The organism is Carboxylicivirga agarovorans (assembly GCF_050589845.1).
GTDB lineage: Bacteria > Bacteroidota > Bacteroidia > Bacteroidales > Marinilabiliaceae > Carboxylicivirga > Carboxylicivirga agarovorans.
On record NZ_JBNGPA010000001.1, the window covers coordinates 248,244 to 267,115 of the forward strand.

The 18,872-nt window shown below is 39.2% G+C and carries 15 protein-coding genes; 12 read left to right on the forward strand and 3 right to left on the reverse strand.

The window, feature by feature from the left end:
* Positions 1-4 precede the first annotated feature (4 nt).
* Positions 5-3,007, reverse strand: a complete 3,003-nt coding sequence (locus ACRD69_RS01005; RefSeq protein WP_430813189.1) for a SusC/RagA family TonB-linked outer membrane protein — start codon at positions 3,005-3,007, stop codon at positions 5-7.
* A 538-nt stretch (positions 3,008-3,545) separates the two neighbouring features.
* Here ACRD69_RS01005 and ACRD69_RS01010 point away from each other — a divergent pair.
* The 6 genes from ACRD69_RS01010 (at position 3,546) to ACRD69_RS01035 (ending at position 12,238) form a co-directional block, all read left to right on the forward strand.
* On the forward strand, positions 3,546-4,577 hold the full coding sequence (locus ACRD69_RS01010) for a LacI family DNA-binding transcriptional regulator (RefSeq protein ID WP_430813190.1): 1,032 nt from the start codon (positions 3,546-3,548) through the stop codon (positions 4,575-4,577).
* 947 nt (positions 4,578-5,524) lie between these two features.
* Positions 5,525-6,883: an MFS transporter gene (locus tag ACRD69_RS01015; RefSeq protein WP_430813191.1), complete on the forward strand. Its 1,359-nt coding sequence runs from the start codon at positions 5,525-5,527 to the stop codon at positions 6,881-6,883.
* Between the two features lie 8 nt (positions 6,884-6,891).
* On the forward strand, positions 6,892-7,545 hold the full coding sequence (gene pgmB, locus ACRD69_RS01020) for a beta-phosphoglucomutase (protein ID WP_430813192.1): 654 nt from the start codon (positions 6,892-6,894) through the stop codon (positions 7,543-7,545).
* 61 nt (positions 7,546-7,606) lie between these two features.
* On the forward strand, positions 7,607-9,919 hold the full coding sequence (locus tag ACRD69_RS01025; protein WP_430813193.1) for a family 65 glycosyl hydrolase domain-containing protein: 2,313 nt from the start codon (positions 7,607-7,609) through the stop codon (positions 9,917-9,919).
* A gap of 138 nt (positions 9,920-10,057) precedes the next feature.
* Complete coding sequence (locus tag ACRD69_RS01030; RefSeq protein ID WP_430813194.1) at positions 10,058-11,881, forward strand: alpha-amylase family glycosyl hydrolase; 1,824 nt, start codon at positions 10,058-10,060, stop codon at positions 11,879-11,881.
* 138 nt (positions 11,882-12,019) lie between these two features.
* Positions 12,020-12,238 carry a hypothetical protein gene (locus ACRD69_RS01035; RefSeq protein WP_430813195.1) on the forward strand — a complete coding sequence of 73 codons (219 nt, stop codon included), beginning with the start codon at positions 12,020-12,022 and terminating at the stop codon, positions 12,236-12,238.
* A gap of 369 nt (positions 12,239-12,607) precedes the next feature.
* Here ACRD69_RS01035 and nhaD read toward each other — a convergent pair whose 3' ends face one another.
* Positions 12,608-13,975, reverse strand: coding sequence for a sodium:proton antiporter NhaD (gene nhaD / locus ACRD69_RS01040; RefSeq protein WP_430813196.1), 1,368 nt, complete (start codon positions 13,973-13,975; stop codon positions 12,608-12,610).
* Between the two features lie 158 nt (positions 13,976-14,133).
* Positions 14,134-14,457 (reverse strand): hypothetical protein, encoded by a 324-nt coding sequence (locus ACRD69_RS01045; protein WP_430813197.1) that lies wholly within the window; start codon positions 14,455-14,457, stop codon positions 14,134-14,136.
* A gap of 304 nt (positions 14,458-14,761) precedes the next feature.
* On the opposite strand from ACRD69_RS01045, the gene ACRD69_RS01050 reads away from it, so the two are divergent.
* The 6 genes from ACRD69_RS01050 to ACRD69_RS01075 all read left to right on the forward strand — a co-directional run bounded on the left by ACRD69_RS01050 (position 14,762) and on the right by ACRD69_RS01075 (position 18,690).
* The gene (locus ACRD69_RS01050; protein WP_430813198.1) at positions 14,762-15,175 is read left to right on the forward strand and encodes a hypothetical protein; all 414 of its coding nucleotides are present in this window, start codon (positions 14,762-14,764) and stop codon (positions 15,173-15,175) included.
* A gap of 90 nt (positions 15,176-15,265) precedes the next feature.
* Positions 15,266-15,889, forward strand: a complete 624-nt coding sequence (locus ACRD69_RS01055; protein WP_430813199.1) for a DUF4294 domain-containing protein — start codon at positions 15,266-15,268, stop codon at positions 15,887-15,889.
* Between the two features lie 68 nt (positions 15,890-15,957).
* Positions 15,958-16,578 (forward strand): recombination mediator RecR, encoded by a 621-nt coding sequence (gene recR, locus ACRD69_RS01060; RefSeq protein ID WP_430813200.1) that lies wholly within the window; start codon positions 15,958-15,960, stop codon positions 16,576-16,578.
* Position 16,579: 1 nt separating this feature from the next.
* A complete protein-coding gene (locus ACRD69_RS01065) occupies positions 16,580-17,032 on the forward strand; it encodes a hypothetical protein (protein WP_430813201.1) in 453 nt (150 codons plus the stop codon).
* An 11-nt stretch (positions 17,033-17,043) separates the two neighbouring features.
* Positions 17,044-17,478 (forward strand): BT0820 family HAD-type phosphatase, encoded by a 435-nt coding sequence (locus ACRD69_RS01070; protein WP_430813202.1) that lies wholly within the window; start codon positions 17,044-17,046, stop codon positions 17,476-17,478.
* A gap of 45 nt (positions 17,479-17,523) precedes the next feature.
* Positions 17,524-18,690 carry a glycosyltransferase family 2 protein gene (locus tag ACRD69_RS01075; protein ID WP_430813203.1) on the forward strand — a complete coding sequence of 389 codons (1,167 nt, stop codon included), beginning with the start codon at positions 17,524-17,526 and terminating at the stop codon, positions 18,688-18,690.
* Positions 18,691-18,872: the final 182 nt, after the last annotated feature.

Genomic DNA, 18,872 nt, shown 5'->3' on the forward strand with positions numbered 1-18,872 from the left:
ATTTTTAAAAGTTAAAATTAGCACCAATCATAAATGTTCGTGGACGAGGATAAAGATCATAATCAATACCTCCTGACACTTCAGGATCTAATCCATCGTAATCGGTAATTACAAACACATTCTGAGCTGTGCATGACACACGTAAAGTAGTGTTGTCTTTAATTAAGTTTTTGAATGTGTAACCCAGTGAGATGTTATCCATTCTAAAGAATGAAGCATTTTTCACGTGATAATCTGAATAATATTGTGCTTCTGTAAATTGACTGAAGCTCAACTCTGTATTTGAATTATTCAGGAATCCAGGGTTAACGAACAAATTGTTATAACGGGCGCGTTCTGAGTTAACGTTGTTGTAAACATAGTTGCCTAAGTTAATACGTCCTGCAAAACTGAAATCCCAGTCTTTATACTCAACACGAGAGTTAATACCCATGAACACTTTTGCAGCTGGATCTTCGTAATAATAGCGATCATCAATATCAATTACACCATCGTTATTTCTATCAACGTATAATCCTTCAATTGGCTTTCCATTGTCATCATATACTTGTTCGTATACAAAGAAAGATGAAACAGGTTGTCCTACAGCGTGACGCTGAACTGTGTTACCTGTACCACCGGCAATACCACCGGTTTCAACTCCCTTATAGTTAGGATCCTCGTTATTATTTAACTTGGTAATTTCGTTATTGTTCATTGTAAGGTTAAAACCAAGATCCCATAAGAAGTCAGGTTTAGAAATTGGTTTAACATTAACGGCGAATTCGAAACCTGTATTTTCCAATGAACCAACATTTGTGAAAATACCATTGGTTAAGTTAGTACCTGCAGGAACAGGAATAAAGTTTAACAGATCTTCTGTCTTTCTATGGTAAAAATCCATAGTACCATAAACACGTCCATTCAAGAAACCATAATCTATACCAATATTATAGGTTGTTGTCTCTTCCCATTTGATCTCAGCATCATATCCCTCTGGACGTAATGTCGTGTAGTACTGATTACCGAATAAATACTGTGAACGCTCATCACCAATAGTATAACGAGGCATGTAAGGATAGTTAGAACCAATGTCCTGCTGACCTGTAACACCATAGCCTAAACGTAACTTAAGCTCACTTAAAGCATCAACATCCTGTAAGAAACCTTCTTGTTTCATTTTCCAGGCGAATGCCAATGATGGGAATAATCCCCAACGCTGATCTTCATGGAAACGAGAAGAACCATCATTCCTTACTGTCGCAGTAAATAAATATTTGTCTTTAAATGTATAGTTTAATCGTCCGAAGAATGAAACTAAATAATACTCAGAAGCATAACGACCATCTTTGGTTTTGTCTTTTGTGATATTCGGAGTTCCATCTTCAAAGAAGTTCATTTCATGCGTATAACCTTCAGTATGGAAATGTTGCCATGAATAACCACCCATTGCTTTTATATCATGATCACCAACTGTTCTGGCATACTCAAGATAGAAATCTAACAGCTTGTTGGTTTTTTCTTCATTGTAGTCTCTGTAAAAACCACTGACAGGCATATCATCAAATGTAGTTTGAGTCCATGCTGCAGTGTTATCTGTATTCACTTCTCCATTTGTATCTGCATAATCAATACCCACATTCAGGTTAGCTCTTAACTCAGGAAGGAAATGAAATTTATAGTCAAACTGTGCATTACCAATAAAACGGTTGACAGTGTTCTCATCTGATTGCTGCTCCAACAGTGCAATTGGGTTGGATGGAGCCAATGTCATGCGCGTTCCATCATTAGCTAACCATGTATAATAACCACCAAACTGGTCATAAGCAGGATCATCAACACGAACTGGTTTTGTTGGGTCGAAATATACTGCTGTACCGATAGCACCTTTGTTTGCAAAAGTATTATCTAACAACATTCCTTTCGCATTAAGATTAACTTTTAAATGCTTGTCAAAGAATGAAGGGTTAAAACCAACCGATCCGGTGAAACGCTTCATGTTGTCACCATCTAAAATACCGTTCTGATCAGTAAAACCTACTGAAGCACGGAATGGAAAACCACCAGCAGTACCAGTAAAACCAATATTATGGTCCTGACTTACAGCTGTAGTGTAAATAAGATCCTGCCAATCAGTATTGTATAATTCACCATTAAATCCTAAAGCATTGGCGGCATCACTGTTTTCTCCATAGTACGAGCGAATTAAGTTGGCATATTTATCAGCTCCATAAACATCAATACTATTTGATTTTGTAGATACTGACATATTACCTGCATAAGAAATTCTCAATGGTGCACCCTCACGACCTGTTTTTGTAGTTATAATGATTACACCGTTAGAGGCTCGTGAACCATAAATAGCAGTTGCCGACGCATCTTTCAATACAGTAAATGTCTCAATATCATTAGGATTAACAGTAGTCAGTGGGTTTCTCATACCTGCAATACTATTATCTACAGGTACACCATCAATAACAATTAAAGGATCATTGCTGGCAGAAAGAGAAGATCCACCACGAATACGAATAGTAGCTCCTGCTCCAGGCTCACCACCTGCACTGGTAATTTGAACACCAGGAGTACGACCAACAAGTAATTCCTGTGGCGAGGTAATTGCCCCTTTATTAAAATCTTTAGTTGAAATAGCGGTAACAGAACCTGTAGCATCTTCCTTTTTAACGGTACCATAACCGATAACCACTACTTCTTCCATTCCGATCACATCTTCTTCCAATGCGACGTTAATAGTTGTATTCGTTGCTACAACCTCTTGTGCTTTATAACCAATAAATGAGAAAACCAATGTTTGCCCATTTTCTACGTTTAAGGTGTACTTTCCATCAGGTGTAGTAATTGTACCTTGTGTGGTACCTTTCACTGCAACTGTTACGCCTGGCAACGGCATTCCGTCAGCGGCATCAGTTACTGAACCTGACACTGTTAATTGCTGCGCATACATAGCTGAAAAGCTAAAGAGGGCAACAACAATAAACAGTAACTTAAAAAGATTTGACTGTCTTTTCATAAAACTAGATTTTCATGTGATTAAATTCATTTTCAATCGCCACAACTTGTCCCGCAATTACGGGATGAAACTCACGTTTCGTGTATTGATAAAACATTATTAATATATCATGTTAGATTCCCGACACGTCGGGATAGTATTCACCACCGTTTATTTTTTTCACAGACGTGGTTACTACATTAACTAAACATCCGTTATCCGTTTTAAAGGATTTTTTGTGGATAAATTGAGAAGTGATTCTGTTAATACCTTTAAAACAATGTTTAATTGACCACTAAGAACGATACAAACATAGAGAATTAAAATCAAATTGTAAACACATTTTAACACTCCAATACATTCATTTGCAGAAAATTTACTGCAAACGTTTGCGGTGTCGATTGCGGTGTCGTTTGCGAAAAAAAAGCATGCTAAAAAACATGTTTTTATTTTTTTTGTTAAAATTTAAAAGGGCATCTGAAACGATATTTTTAGTGTAATTGACCGTTTTTATTATCTTTAATTTTTATCAGCAGTTAACTATTCCATAAACATAGGCATGAAGTCACAACCTATTACCATTAAAGATATAGCCAGAATACTTGGCATCTCACCTTCAACTGTATCCCGCGCGTTGAAAGACCATCCTGATATCAGTCCGAAAACCAAACAGTTAGTACAAACCTTTGCGGAGAAGGTAAATTACCGACCTAACGCTTTGGCCTTAAGTTTACGAAGCAGTAAAACCAACACCATTGGTATTGTCATACCTGAAATAGTGCACCACTTTTTTTCTACTGTAATAAGTGGCATTGAAGATGTTGCCTATGGCCGTGGTTACAATGCCATTATTTGTCAGACCAACGAAAACTATCAGCGTGAAGTTATTGACCTGCAAGCTCTTGTTGACAACCGCGTCGATGGTATTCTGGTATCAATGAGCAAGAATACCCATGAGTTTACCCACTTTGAAAATCTTAAAGAGAATGGTGTACCTGTTGTATTTTTTGATCGCATATGCGAACAGATCAGTTCTGACCGTGTTATTGCCGATGACTTTGAAGGTGCCCGTATTGCAACCAGGCACTTAATAAATAAAGGCTGTAAAAAGATTATGCACCTGGCTGCACCGCAACACTTATTAATAGGTAAAAATCGGAAAGAAGGATATACCAGTGCTTTAAAGGAGCACAAAATGCTTTGCGATGACCGATATATTATTAAATGCGATACGCGCGAATCTGTTTTTGCCAAGGCAGATGACATCATCCGTCTTGCACCTGAAATTGATGGCATATTTGCCGTTAACGACAGTACAGCCATCGCTTCCATGCAAATACTTCAGCGAAACGGGTATTCCATACCTAAAGATATAGCCGTGGCTGGTTTTGGTGATGGTCCCAATGCAAACATCGCCTACCCTCCCCTTACTACCGTTGAACAAAAAGGCTATGATATTGGTCAGGCAGCCATGCGATTACTGATTGGTCATATCGAAGGCTCAGTTGAGGAAGAAGAGTTCGAAACAAAGATCTTTACACCTGAATTAGTTGAACGCACTTCATCTCAGTTAGGGCACGACGCCAGGTAAATACTATAAGTACCTCGTCAATAAACCATTTAACTTTTAATACTGCTGTTTACCATATATATATTGTAGCTACATATATGTAGTATGTGCTAAAATAGCGACTTATACCTTGTCTTCGCGTTGGTATCGAGCTATAATTTCAATTGCCTGGCAGCATCAAACTCTGCGTTTAGTAGAAAGTTGCATATCAGGGTGGGCTTTCACCATCGTATTATAAACCGATTAAACTCAGACTAAACTCAGACTAAACTCATATTAAATTCGACTCATATCGACTTTACTCCGTCTTTAGTCTGCATTTATTATGTCTTTAACTTGTCTTTGAATGCATTTTGTTAAAACTTTCAAAGCAGCTAGCGTCGAAACCGATCAGCCATTGAGCTTCGATTTGTAAGCTGACCTCTTAAATGCTACATGTCAGTGACCATGCCAGGTACCGCCCATCTACAAGTACCAGACGCTGTTCCCGGGAAATTTCAGCTAACAGATCAACAGCCCACCGAAAACGATTGCGGAAGCGATGCGAGAACAATTTTCACTTTTTCGCACTTTCGCAATACCATTTCCGCAAACGTTTGCAATAGGTAAAAGCACTGATTTAAACATTAATAGAAGCAATCACCGCAACTTTTTCAGTTGACACCTTTGTTATTTTTATCTTAAGTTTGTAGTGGATATAATTGAAAAGAGACTTACCTGTTAATACCTTTTTACTGCTGTCAGAAACCACTGGCAGAGCATAGGTGTAATATTTTCCACTATTAAGTTTAGAATATGATTTTGTGCACATTACAATTGTATTGTAATGCTTCGTACATTTGAGATTCTTTTTTTAACAAACAGCGTAATATGAAACGAACATGGATTTTACCAATTTAATTGTTCAGCATTTAATTGTTAAAGCCATTGGGAGTTACATCTGACAAAATGTGAAAAACTATCAACAGATGAAAAAATTACCAAGATTATCGTTTTGGCAAATATGGAATTTAAGCTTTGGCTTTTTAGGAGTACAATTTGGCTTCGCATTACAAAATGCTAATGCCAGTCGTATTCTTACCAGTTTAGGTGCAGACCCGCATAACTTATCATTCTTTTGGTTGGTTGCTCCAATCATGGGTTTGGTTGTACAGCCTGTTGTTGGTGCAGCCAGTGATAAAACATGGACTCGATTAGGGAGACGCTCACCTTATATATTAGGTGGGGCAATTGTTTCAATGATCGCCATGTTTTTTATGCCTAATGCACCGTTGATTATGAAAGCCGGTGGCGCAGGCGTCTTATTTTTTGGTGTTGCCATGCTGGCACTAATGGATGGATCGTTCAATGTGACCTTTCAGCCTTTTAGAGCCCTTGTTGCCGACATGACTCCTGAAGAGCAGCGTAACCTGGGATATTCTGTTCAGAGCTTCCTGATCAATGCCGGTGCGGTAATTGGCTCAGCTTTACCTTTTATTCTGGCAATGACAGGGATTGAAAACAATCCTGAAGCCGGTAAAGTAGCACCTTCGGTAATCTGGTCTTTTTATATTGGTGGTTCACTTTTACTTCTTAGTGTTCTTGTAACGGTTATCAAAACAAAAGAATATCCTCCTGAAGAGTTTGAGGCATATAAAAACATCACCCAGGAGGACAAAGAACGCAAAGAAGGCTTTTTTACCTTATTAATGAACATGCCGTCAACGATGAAACAGTTGTCAGTAGTTCAATTATTTTCCTGGTTTCCATTTTTCTTGTTATGGGTATATGCCACTACGGCTATATCGCAACACTACTACGGTGTAGCCATTGATTTTAATGCAGAAACTGCCAGCGATGCAGAGCGCGCGATTTTTAATGATGCGGGTGATTGGGTCAACCTGTGTTTTGCTATTTACAGCTTAACAGCAGCTTTGTTCTCCATTGTACTACCTAAGCTGATCAGCCTAACCAGTCGAAAAACTGTTTACGCCTTGTCATTATTAGCCGGCGGACTTGGATTATTATCAATGTACCTGTTTGAAGACAAGAACCTACTGGTTATATCAATGATGGGAATCGGTATTGCCTGGGCTGGTATATTGGCTATGCCTTACATGATTCTTTCAGGTGCCATTCCGGCAAAACGAATCGGAGTCTATATGGGACTCTTTAACCTTACTGTTGTAATACCTCAGATATTAAGTGGCGTATTTGGTGGCCCTATACTTAAGCAAGTATTCAATGGTAACGGCATTTATATTATGGTACTGGCTGGTGCATTAATGGTAGTTGGAGCCATATCCGTATTTTTTGTTAATACAAAAACTGAGGAACAGACTATTTAAAAATTGTTATGGGACAAATTAAAGCTTGCTTATTTGATTTAGATGGTGTTATAGTTGATACTGCCAAGTATCATTATATAGCATGGAGGGAACTGGCCGCAGAGCTTGGCTTTGAGTTTACCGAAGAAGATAATGAACGTTTAAAAGGCGTTAGCCGGATGACTTCATTGAATATACTTCTTGAAATAGGAGGTGTTACATTGAGCGATGAAGAAAAACTTCGGTTAGCCGAAAAGAAAAACGAGAATTACAGAACGTTCATATTAAAAATGCAACCGGATGAAATCCTGCCTGGTGCTGAAGCATTTCTTAAAGAACTAAAAGCTCAAGGTATTAAGATCGCCTTAGGTTCAGCCAGTAAAAATGCCATGACTATTCTGGATCGTTTACAACTTACCGACCTGTTTGAAGCCATTATTGATGGTACAAAAGTAACAGAAGCAAAACCTGATCCTGAAGTATTTCTGAAAGGAGCGGAAGCATTGGGTGTTAACCCTGACGAATGTGTGGTATTCGAAGATGCCGAAGCCGGTGTTGAAGCCGCATTGGCAGGAAACATGCGTTGCGTGGGAATAGGCTCGCCAGATGTACTGGGGAAAGCAAACATAGTTGTTGATGGTTTACACCAGATGAACTATGAAAAACTAATGGAACTAAACTAAATAGTCGCGTTTTTGATGAGAAGTGGCGATGCCACCAATTGAAAATCTTAAACCAATTACAATGAAGGAGTATTTAAAACACGATGAGTGGTGCATTATAGAGGAGGGCTTCAACCCTGATAACCATCAATCTTCTGAAAGTATTTTCAGCCTGGGTAATGGTAAAATGGGTCAAAGAGCCAATTTTGAAGAAACATACTCAGGACCATCTTTACAGGGAAGTTATGTTGCAGGTATCTATTACCCGGACAAAACACGTGTAGGCTGGTGGAAAAACGGTTACCCTGAGTATTTTGCAAAAGTATTAAACAGTCCAAACTGGATTGGCATTGATGTGCAGGTTGATGGTCATTATTTAGACTTATATACATGCAAAACAGAAAACTTTAAGCGTACCCTGAATATGAAAGAAGGGTATCTGTTGCGCGAGTTCACAGCTATCATGGATGATGGTAAAAAGATCGCAGTAACAGTGAAGCGCTTCTTAAGCATGGCTGACACTGAAAACGGAGCTATCCGCTATTCGGTAACGCCACTTAACTTTGATGGTAAAATTGCTTTCACCGCCTACCTGGATGGTGATGTTGAAAATGAAGACTCGAACTACGATGAAAAGTTCTGGAACATCATTGACATGGAGGCTCATGCAGGTGAAGCATACCTTGTGACTGAAACTAAGAAATTGGGCTTCCGTGCCGGCTTCGGAATGAAAATCGCCGCCAGCATCGGAGAGTCAAAACTAAATATTACACCTGAAGTTCTTAAGAAAGAAAGCTGGGTGGCCAACCGTATCGAACGAACGGTTAAAGAAGAAGAATGCTTTACGATCGAAAAGATCGCAGGTGTTACCTGTTCGCTTAACTACTCAAATGACGAGTTGCTTGAAGCCACTAAAAAAGTAACGACTGCAGGTTTCAATAAAGGATTTGATGCTTTATTAAAAGATCATATTCAGAAGTGGGCGGATAAGTGGATTTTAAGTGATATTAAAATCAAGGGCGATGTTGCCGCACAGCAAGGCATTCGTTTTAACATCTTCCACCTGAACCAGACTTATACAGGCGAAGACGAACGGTTAAACGTAGGGCCAAAAGGATTTACCGGTGAAAAATATGGTGGTACTACCTACTGGGATACTGAAGCGTACTGTGTACCGTTCTTTATTGCAACTGCACCTTCAGATGTAACACGTAACCTTTTGGTTTACCGTTACAAGCATCTTGAGAATGCTATTAAAAACGCTGAAAAACTTGGCTTTAAGAATGGTGCTGCCCTTTACCCGATGGTAACCATGAATGGTGAAGAATGCCATAATGAATGGGAGATCACCTTTGAAGAAATTCACCGTAACGGTGCTATTGCTTTTGCCATCCATAACTATATCCGCCATACCAATGATGAGGCTTATTTAGCCGAGTATGGGCTGGAAGTGTTAATGGGCATTTCACGTTTCTGGAGCCAGCGTGTCACATTCTCTGAAGAACGCCAAAAGTTTGTGATGTTAGGTGTAACCGGACCAAACGAGTACGAAAACAACATCAACAACAACTGGTATACCAACAAAATGGCCGTTTGGTGTCTTAAATATACCATTGAAGCTTTAGCTAAGGTCAAGGCTATGGATGCTGCACGTTACGATGCTATTATCGCTAAAACATCGTTTAACTACGATGAAGAAGTGAAGCGTTGGAATGCGATCATCGAAAACATGCACTTCCCTTACAATGAAAAGTTGCAGGTATTTATGCAACAAGATGGCTTCATGGACAAAGAGCAGACGCTTGTTAAGGACCTGGATCCGGCAGAACGTCCTATTAACCAATACTGGTCATGGGATCGTATTTTACGAAGCTGCTACATCAAACAAGCTGATACATTACAGGGGATTTATGTTTTTGAAGAAGAGTTTGACCTTGAAACGATCAAGCGCAACTTCGAATTTTACGAACCACGTACAGTTCATGAGTCGTCGTTATCACCTTGTGTGCACTCTGTTTTGGCTGCAAAAATAGGCGATTATGACAAAGCTTATGAAATGTACTTACGCACTTCGCGCCTTGACATTGATGACTACAACCATGAAGCACATGAAGGTCTGCATATCACCAGTATGGCTGGTACCTGGATGTCGATCGTTGAAGGTTTCGGAGGTAAGCGCGTACATGATGGACAGCTCTTTTTAAACCCAATTATTCCACAGCAGTGGCAAGAGTATTCGTTCCGCATTTCCTTTATGGGTAATGATATGGAAGTAGTTGTTAACAACAAGGAAGTAACTATTATTTCACATGCTCAAAGTGAAATTACACTTAAGGTTTATGACCAGGATGTAAAGGTTGCTCCTCAACAGTCGACAAGCGTAAATACGAAATAAGTAGAATACTATACAACTAAAAAAAAGGAGCCCCGGGGCTCCTTTTTTTTATTTCCTGAGTCATAGATTTGCAATAGTTACAGACATTCTCTAATTTGTATTGTCCTCCTCATCTACCAAACAAGCAGATTACTGTCTATGATCAAGCATTTATTCATACAACTAGGCCTTTTGTTGTTTGCACCCCTTTGTTACGGACAACAACTTTCAATTACGCCCCCGAACTGGTGGACGCAAATGGGCACCCAACCGTTGGTGTTAGTTGTTGAAAATGCTCCCATAGGAATTACTGATGTATCGCTTGCCAATTCCTCGATCAAAGTAATAAAACATTACCCTGCAGCCAACAAGAACTTTCATATCATTGAAATAGATATCCCCCCTGGTGTTAATGCACATACGGCTAAAATTGTTTTCAAAACCACCTTCCAGGCGCCCGTTACCTATTCATTTAGGATCAGTGAACGACCAATACGATCTGAATCTGCACAACTGAATGCCGGCGATGCCATTTACCAACTAATACCTGATCGTTTTTGCAATGGGAATACCGGCAATGATAATGTACAAACATACTTTGAAAAAAAAGACCGACTCAACCCCACGGGCATTCATGGCGGTGATATTGAAGGGATCATTTCAAATCTTGATTACATAACTAAACTCGGATGTACAGCACTGGAGATCATGCCTGTTACAGAGAGTAATCTGATGATGAATTCCTATAAGCGTTTGGCTTCTACCAATTTGTACGAGATTGACAAACGCCTTGGAACGATTGGCTTATACAAAGAAATGATTGACGATTGCCAGTCCAGGGACCTGAAGTTTATTCAAACATTTACCCTCCATCAAATTGGCAACAAACATCCTTATTTTCAGCAAATGATAGATGCTGATTTCTTTAACGGATTAAGCTATGACTTTGACAGTCCATCGACTGATTTCAGCATTCTCACCGATCCATACAGTCCTGAATCGCTGAAAAAAGTAAATCGCCAATTATGGAATAAACCAAACTTCCCAACTCTTAATCAGGATAATAAACTGGTACGGCAGCTTCTAATACAGCAACTGATCTGGTGGATTGAAACAGCTGATCTCAAAAATATAAAAATTGAGCAGGCAGGAAGTAACTCCCCGGAATTGATAACAGAGTTGTACAGCAGTTTAAGTAAACATTATGATGACTTAAGCATCATATTAGACAATCCATCATTGAACAACCACCATGCATACTGGAGTCAACTAAGCGGTGATATTCCTACATTCATAGTCAATTACAATTATGCTGATGTTCTATCAAATGCCTTTTCTCCTTATGCAGACGCTGAAACCGGAACCCGGTCATTGTATCGACAACAACTAATGATAGCACCCGGAACTTCGGCGACAACCATCAACATGCTTGACAACCATCTGCTTAACAGAGCTTTCTCTAATGCCGACAGCGAAATACGTCAATTGATCATGATGACCGGTCATTTACTATGCACACCTGGCTTACCCTCGATCTATTATGGAACCGAATGGCAGATAAAAGGCCTTAAGAGCAAGGGCATGAGCAACCTGGCCAAGGACTTTCCCGGAGGGTGGAAAAGTGATGAAACAAGTGGTTTTAATGGAAAAGGCATGAGTGAACCCGCAAAGGAGTTTTACCTCCGTCTGACAAAGCTACTCAATTGGAGAAAAGACAATGCCGACCTGTTAAACGGTTCATTCACACATCTCCTTCCACAAAGCGACATATATGCCTTTATGAGGGCAAATGATGAGCAATCGATCCTTATTATAATCAATAACTCCAATGCGACCAGCTATCGTTTTAATGAAGAGGATTTCGCGGGAATGCTTACATCATACTCCAGGTGTAAGGAGCTGCTTAGCGATGATGTTTATCTTAGTTTCAAGGATATTATAGTACGTGAGAAATCAATTGCTATTCTTATACTTGAGAAATAATCCGGCCTGGCGGCCTTCATGAGTGACCTCAATACCAATTTGAGCTTTTTGGGATCAGGAATGACTGTTTTGGAGCAAAACAATAGTTCAAATACCATGACTTTTACAGTCATTATTAACACCAAAACAACAGTACTTATGAAGATTAGATTAAATAACGTATTAGGAAAGAAATACCATGAAGATCAATTGATAAACATACTTATCTCTAATCGTTTCAGAGTTGACCGCATCAAAAAGATAGTTTCCAATCCGAGTTTTGAGACTTCCGCTCACCTTCAGCAAATCAGGCTCGAACTATCGGCTATATTGTGGCAATTGAACCAGCTTGGTTGGTATGTGCCTTCGGCTAAGTAGAAACCCGGATAGTCGCACATGCCTACATGTGAGGTTTTAAACTAAAAGGAACGCGTGTATTTATAGCAAATTGCCTGTACACTGTTTATTCGCTATTACCCTGCTTGCAAGTAACAACACATAATGCAGTGATGAATGCAAGCTAAAAAAACATAGCGAGTGTTCGAACTGAGTAAACCAGGGATGCTATAAGTTCGAAACACTCGCTATTCACCAGAAAAATAAGGCTAGATCGATCCAAAGATCAATCGCACCAGCAGAACAATTATTGTAAGAGTAAGCGCCGCAATCCACGTTACAGGGAAATCAAGGGGCTCATGTTTATCTGAAAGTTTATTAGTAAAGTTCATCTCGTTTTGTTTTTAAAAATTACAGTCCTACACATTGCAATTGTAAGTAGTATGTTAGTGCCCCAGCCAAATAACCGGCTAAGGCGATCCAGGTGATTCGACGCACATACCACATGAAATTGATATGCTCAAGCCCCATGGCAGCTACTCCGGCTGCTGAGCCCACGATCAGGAGACTACCACCTGTACCGGCACAATAGGCTAAAAAGGTCCAGAAAGTGCCGTTTTGCATAAAGCTGGCAGCAGTACCTGTCGCCACTGATGCTTCAATCGGATACATTCCCATTGAAGCGGCAACCAGGGGCACGTTATCGATGATAGAGGAAATAGCTCCGATCAAAAGGTTGATGACATAAATATTCCCAAGGGTATTGTTTAGCCATCTCGCCAGCAGATCCAAATGTCCGGCCGACTGAAGTGCAGCCACGGCACTTAATACACCGAGAAAGAACAGAACTGTAGGGATATCGACCGCCTTAAGAGCAGCCTTAACAGTTAAAGTACGCTTATCTTCAATGCTCCGCTTTTTCAGATACCTGTCAGTCATAATCCACATCACCGACAAAGCTGTTAACATTCCCATAAAAGGAGGAAGGTGGGTTATGGTTTTAAATATTGGTACCGATATGAGCGCAAGTGTACCCACCACCAACATAAATACCTGCTCCCTGTGTGTTGTAAATGCACTTGTTTCATTAGCCGGCAACTCGGGTTTAATGGTATTACCTTTTACAACAAACAGGCTGAATAAAGCTGTGGATACGATCATATTAACAAGGCTGGGCACAAACAAGGCACCCACAATATGAGCAGCAGTCACCTGTCCTCCTATCCAAAGCATTATAGTAGTTACGTCACCAATGGGCGACCATGCACCGCCGGCATTGGCCGATAAAACAACCACACTGGCAAATATCCACCGGTTTTCCCGCTTGGTAATTATTTTGCGTAAAACGGTTATCAGCACAATAGTTGTGGTCAGGTTATCCAAAGCAGCCGACATGAAAAAGGTGAGAACACTGATGATCCACAGCAGCCGAATTACATTCCCCCCTCCTATTCGACTGGTAATAATCCTGAATCCCTGGTATTTATCCACCAGTTCAACAATCGTCATAGCTCCAATTAAAAAGAAAAGGATAGAGGCTGTTTCTGCCAGGTGGTGAAAAAGCTCATGATGGACGATAAAAGATACCATATCAGTGCCTCCACCCGCTTTATACTTCAACCATGATTCACTGGCACCCCTTGCTAATATCTCTTCTCCTCCAAGGGCATAAATTGTCCATAGCAATCCCCCGATAAGTAAAGCCGAAGCCGCTTTATTGATATGGTTGACATGCTCAAACACGATTAAGCTGTAGCCTGTAACAAAGACTACTAACATTAAAAAAAACATCATGATGTGATAAGAAATTTGTTGATAGTCATTTTGCCCTCACAGGCCAATGACAATATGTAAGAATAGTTATCAGATCACATGATATAATAAGCCACTAAGGTCTTACAGATCATCGATCCAAAAACAATAAACAGTAAAAGGTGTTAAGCAAAAACCGGCGGGGAATTATCTGATTCAAAAAGAATAAAGCTGGTAAGACCTTCTTTGCTGCAATAAGTACCAGGCTGAATGTCGATGTATTTATCACTATCAGACAAAGGACAAGGGCGAAGCAGTCGCCATTTATTAGAGTCGTCTTCTACTTCTTCAGCATTTATGGTTTCAAGGAGTGTATTGGATGATATGAACGACGATATACATTCTATGCTTCGTTCACCATCTTTAAATTCACAGCTTTGAATAGCTGTAGCTGAGGTATTCAGAATACCCCCGATATAAAGTGCCGCTACAATAAACAAATGAAACATCAAAGACGTGAATTATATTAAAGGCCGCAAAAGTAAAATAATTTTATTTACTAACATGGATCTTGCATAAAAAACTGAAATTATCTTTTCCTGTTAATTTTGAGGCATTTATTAATAAGCCAACTTGTTCCTCTGCGTTTACAAGCTAACAGGATAATGCATTCTCCTTTGTTACCAGAGGTTTTCCAGGGTAAACACAATGACAATTAATTTTTAATTGATCCCTGTTTTTGTTTGATATAACAACATCTTTTTATGAACCATTATCTTATAAAATCCTTTTCTTTACGGTAAATAGGAATGTATGAAGGCGAAATATAAGTTTTACCCAGGCAGTAAATTGTTGGTCGAAGCTTTTTATGGGAATATTGGAATGTCTGATCTGATAGAAATTGTCGAGGATCAGACCAGGCATCCCGAATTTAACATGATCGACAAAACGATTTCTGATATCAGGGCTGCTGATCTTATCGTAAGTATTGAAGAGCTTAACGCTTATATTGGTGAACTCAGAAAACTTATGGAAGAACAACCTTTAAGGTGGGCAATTGTGACGAACAAGCCAGGCTCCACTGCGTTATCAATGATCATAAAGCAAGATCCTTATTTTGATAACCGGGTGCAGATTTACAGCACACAAGCTGCAGCCATGCGATTTTTAGGACTTGACCTGCCAGTTGATAAACTACTGACCGACAACTTCTTTATTGTAGAATAACAAACGTATTAATTAGGTTCGGCCGCCAAATACCGGAATACCTTACAATAAAACTTGCCTAAAAATGAATTTCAATTTTATTTTTGTGCTATGCAAGGTAAAACAACATACTATTCGTTTCTATTATGGTTTTGCAGTTATTGGCTGTTTACTTTCCTAACTGTGCAGGAAGCCAAAGCTCAGGAACTGGCTGATTCGATTAACCTGATATTACAGCACCGTATTATTCAAAACGATACCCTGCCACATGTTAACCTTAAGGAAGTACCGGTCATTCCTCCTTATAAATTCAAGAATAAACGTCATAAACGACGCTACGGCAAACTGGTAAGGAATATTAAAAAAGTATTGCCATATGCCCGCAGTGCGGGAGAAAAAGTCAATTCCATAAATGATCACCTGGCAACTCTTAGCACAGAGAAGGAAAAAAAAGAATACCTGAAAGAAGCTGAAAAAGAATTGTTTGATGAATTTGAAGCTCCCCTGCGTAAATTGACTTTCTCACAAGGCCGCTTGCTTATCAAACTCATCAATCGTGAAACCGGCGATACCACCTACGATCTGATAAAACAATACAAAGGAGGCGTTACAGCTTTCTTTTGGCAGGGGGTAGCCAGGCTGTTTGGCTCCAACCTTAAATCGGAATACCACAAAGATGGTGATGATCAAATGATTGAACACATCATATTATTAATTGACAATGGTATTATTTAATCAAACACTGCGAACGGTCTGTAATTGTCAATCTTTACTATCTTTAAGCCCCAAATTGAAACTATTTAATGACAGCATCATCATATCCATCGAAACTGCTTGAAAGTGCCGTTAATGAATTTGCCAGGCTTCCGGGCATCGGCAAAAAAACTGCACTTCGCCTGGTTTTGCATCTACTGAAGCAGGAAAAAGAAATGGTATTTAAATTTTCTGATACCATTCACAATATGCGACAGGAAATAATGTACTGCAAAAGCTGTCATAATATATCAGACAGTGAAATTTGTAATATTTGTGCCGATACCAACCGCGATCACAGTTTAATTTGTGTTGTGGAAAGTATCAGGGATGTAATGGCTATAGAAAGCACACAGCAATTCAGCGGCATCTACCACGTATTAGGTGGAGTTATTTCACCCATGGACGGCATTGGCCCTGATGATCTGACGATTGGCCCATTACTGGAAAAGATACAGTCGGGATCGGTTAAAGAAGTCATCTTTGCCCTGAGTACAACCATGGAAGGAGATACAACGAATTTTTATTTGTATAAGAAGTTTGAAAAATTCGATGTCCAGACAACAACAATTGCCCGTGGTGTTTCCATTGGCGACGAATTAGAATACACTGATGAAGTTACCCTTGGTCGCTCATTGGTCAATCGGCTTCCTTTTGAAAAAACCTTGTAATATGACAGCAAAAAAAGCACTCAAACAAATAAAACTCATCTATTTTATAGTCACTATACTACTGGCTGTTTTTGCAGCCTTATCCTTGTTTTTTGTATCGATGAATGGTCCCGTTTATATTATGGAAGCCGGCGCTGCAAACAATTTAAAATCACTGATAATCATTCTGGCATTGGCAGGAATTCCTGCTTCGTATATGTTTCATAACCGAAAGGTCAGGCAAATAAATAAGGAGCTAAACGCCAACAGTAAACTTCAGCAGTTCAGAATGAGTTATTTTATAAAGATAATGACACTCGAAGGTGTTACTTTGCTGAGTCTTCTGAGTTATCTGATGATTGGCAATATTAATCAATTACTGGTATTTGCCCTGGTCTATCTTTTTTTGATACTCAATTATCCCAAACGGGCCAGCATATTGGATGAATTGGAAATTAACGAATCTGAACTTTAATTTTATTAGGCATGATTATCGCTGTTGACTTTGATGGAACTATCGTAGAGCACAAATACCCTGCTATTGGTAAAGAGAAAATTTTTGCGTTTGAAACCCTCAAATCCTTGCAGGACAAAGGTCACTTACTGGTTTTATGGACCATCAGGACAGGAAAACAACTTGATGAAGCAGTTGAGTTTTGCAGAAAAAGGGGATTAGAGTTCTACGCTGTAAACCGAACACATCCTGAGGAAGAGCTAAACGATAACATCAGTCGTAAAGTTAATGCTGAAATTTTTATTGACGACAGGAATGTCGGCGGTTTCATGGGTTGGGGCGAAATATGGCAATGGATTAATAAAGAGGCTCCTGATGGTGAAAAAGACGCTTTCAGAGAACAGTATGACAAAGCCCAAAAACGTACCCTTTGTGGTTTCTTAAAATCTATTTTCTGTCGTGAATAACATTTTTTTAAAAAGCTCGTTCATTAATAAGGATCATTAGTGCATATGAGCAAGGGAAATTACGACTTATCAATTATTATTGTCAGCTATAATGCGATTGACTTCTTAAAACTCACATTGGACTCTGTTGAAAAAGCCATTTCAACACTTAATGCTGAAGTTTTACTGGTTGATAATTCAAATAATAAAAATTTAAAAGAAACTGTCAGAAACAACTATCCATTTGTTAAACTGATCGATAACAGTGTAAACCTGGGTTTTTCAAAAGGTAACAATCTTGCCTTAAAACAAGCAAAGGGGAAACTGGCATTATTACTAAATCCGGATACGGTTGTTCCCGAAGATGCATTTACCTATATCCTTCATTATTATCAAACACACCCGGAGACTGGTGGTTTAGGTCTTAAAATGCTGGATGGCAAAGGCAGTTTTTTACCGGAATCCAAAAGAGGCTTTCCCAGTTTGTCGGTATCAATATTTAAGTTATGCCGACTTCATAAATTCTTCCCTGATTCCAAGATCATTGCTAAATACTATGAAGGGCATTTAGACCATAATTCAGAACAAAACGTTGATGTTTTATCGGGGGCCTGCATGGTTATACCCAGAGGGAGTGATGGCACATTGTCTTTTTTGGATGAGAGCTATTTTATGTATGGAGAAGACATTGATCTGTCATACCGGCTAAAACTCAAACACGGCAATAATATTTATTATCCAAAGGTTAGCATCATACACTTCAAGGGGCAGAGTACGAAAACAGATGTTCGAATCATAAAGCACTTTTACAATGCCATGTGGTTATTCTATAAACAACATATCAAACCACAAAAGTCGGTTTTTACAACAAGCCTCACCTGGATTGGCATTAAAACAATGACCTGTTACAAGATTCTCATTTCTAAATTATCATCTTCTAATCCAGAAAATTGCGAACCACCTTCTTATAATTCGGTGAGACTGATATCTGATAACGATTCCCTGTCAGCTTTAATCGGAAAACAATTAAATACACAAGTTACTGTCTCTGGTGTCAATGGTCAATCAATAAATGGTCAATTAACCATATTCGATTTCAATTCCATTACATATAAAGAAGCTATAGGAATAATGGCCAATCATACTGACAATTACGGCTTTATGACCAGAGACCTGCAATCACTTATTATTTGTCAAAACCCCAGTGAAAAAGGAATGGCTATTCATCTTTAGACAAAGATTGAATTCATACAATACCATTGCTGATCAACGATGATCGATCTTGCAAAGCTAAAAAGCTTATTATTCCAACCATATTGTCCTGTTCAATTCGTTTCTATCCATTAAGTTTCCAATTATGAGCAACAGTGTTGTCGGTTTATTCAGAACAACGAACACACGAATAGCATTCACCC

Bases quoted from the DNA above. Each gene is read 5' to 3' on its own strand.
- pgmB (WP_430813192.1), top strand. From the start codon at position 6,892: ATGGGACAAATTAAAGCTTGCTTATTTGATTTAGATGGTGTTATAGTT.
- ACRD69_RS01065 (WP_430813201.1), top strand. From the start codon at position 16,580: ATGACAGCAAAAAAAGCACTCAAACAAATAAAACTCATCTATTTTATA.
- ACRD69_RS01030 (WP_430813194.1), top strand. From the start codon at position 10,058: ATGATCAAGCATTTATTCATACAACTAGGCCTTTTGTTGTTTGCACCC.
- nhaD (WP_430813196.1), bottom strand. From the start codon at position 13,975: ATGTTAGTAGTCTTTGTTACAGGCTACAGCTTAATCGTGTTTGAGCAT.
- ACRD69_RS01015 (WP_430813191.1), top strand. From the start codon at position 5,525: ATGAAAAAATTACCAAGATTATCGTTTTGGCAAATATGGAATTTAAGC.
- ACRD69_RS01010 (WP_430813190.1), top strand. From the start codon at position 3,546: ATGAAGTCACAACCTATTACCATTAAAGATATAGCCAGAATACTTGGC.
- ACRD69_RS01050 (WP_430813198.1), top strand. From the start codon at position 14,762: ATGAAGGCGAAATATAAGTTTTACCCAGGCAGTAAATTGTTGGTCGAA.
- recR (WP_430813200.1), top strand. From the start codon at position 15,958: ATGACAGCATCATCATATCCATCGAAACTGCTTGAAAGTGCCGTTAAT.
- ACRD69_RS01025 (WP_430813193.1), top strand. From the start codon at position 7,607: ATGAAGGAGTATTTAAAACACGATGAGTGGTGCATTATAGAGGAGGGC.
- ACRD69_RS01055 (WP_430813199.1), top strand. From the start codon at position 15,266: ATGCAAGGTAAAACAACATACTATTCGTTTCTATTATGGTTTTGCAGT.
- ACRD69_RS01035 (WP_430813195.1), top strand. From the start codon at position 12,020: ATGAAGATTAGATTAAATAACGTATTAGGAAAGAAATACCATGAAGAT.
- ACRD69_RS01070 (WP_430813202.1), top strand. From the start codon at position 17,044: ATGATTATCGCTGTTGACTTTGATGGAACTATCGTAGAGCACAAATAC.
- ACRD69_RS01045 (WP_430813197.1), bottom strand. From the start codon at position 14,457: ATGTTTCATTTGTTTATTGTAGCGGCACTTTATATCGGGGGTATTCTG.
- ACRD69_RS01075 (WP_430813203.1), top strand. From the start codon at position 17,524: ATGAGCAAGGGAAATTACGACTTATCAATTATTATTGTCAGCTATAAT.
- ACRD69_RS01005 (WP_430813189.1), bottom strand. From the start codon at position 3,007: ATGAAAAGACAGTCAAATCTTTTTAAGTTACTGTTTATTGTTGTTGCC.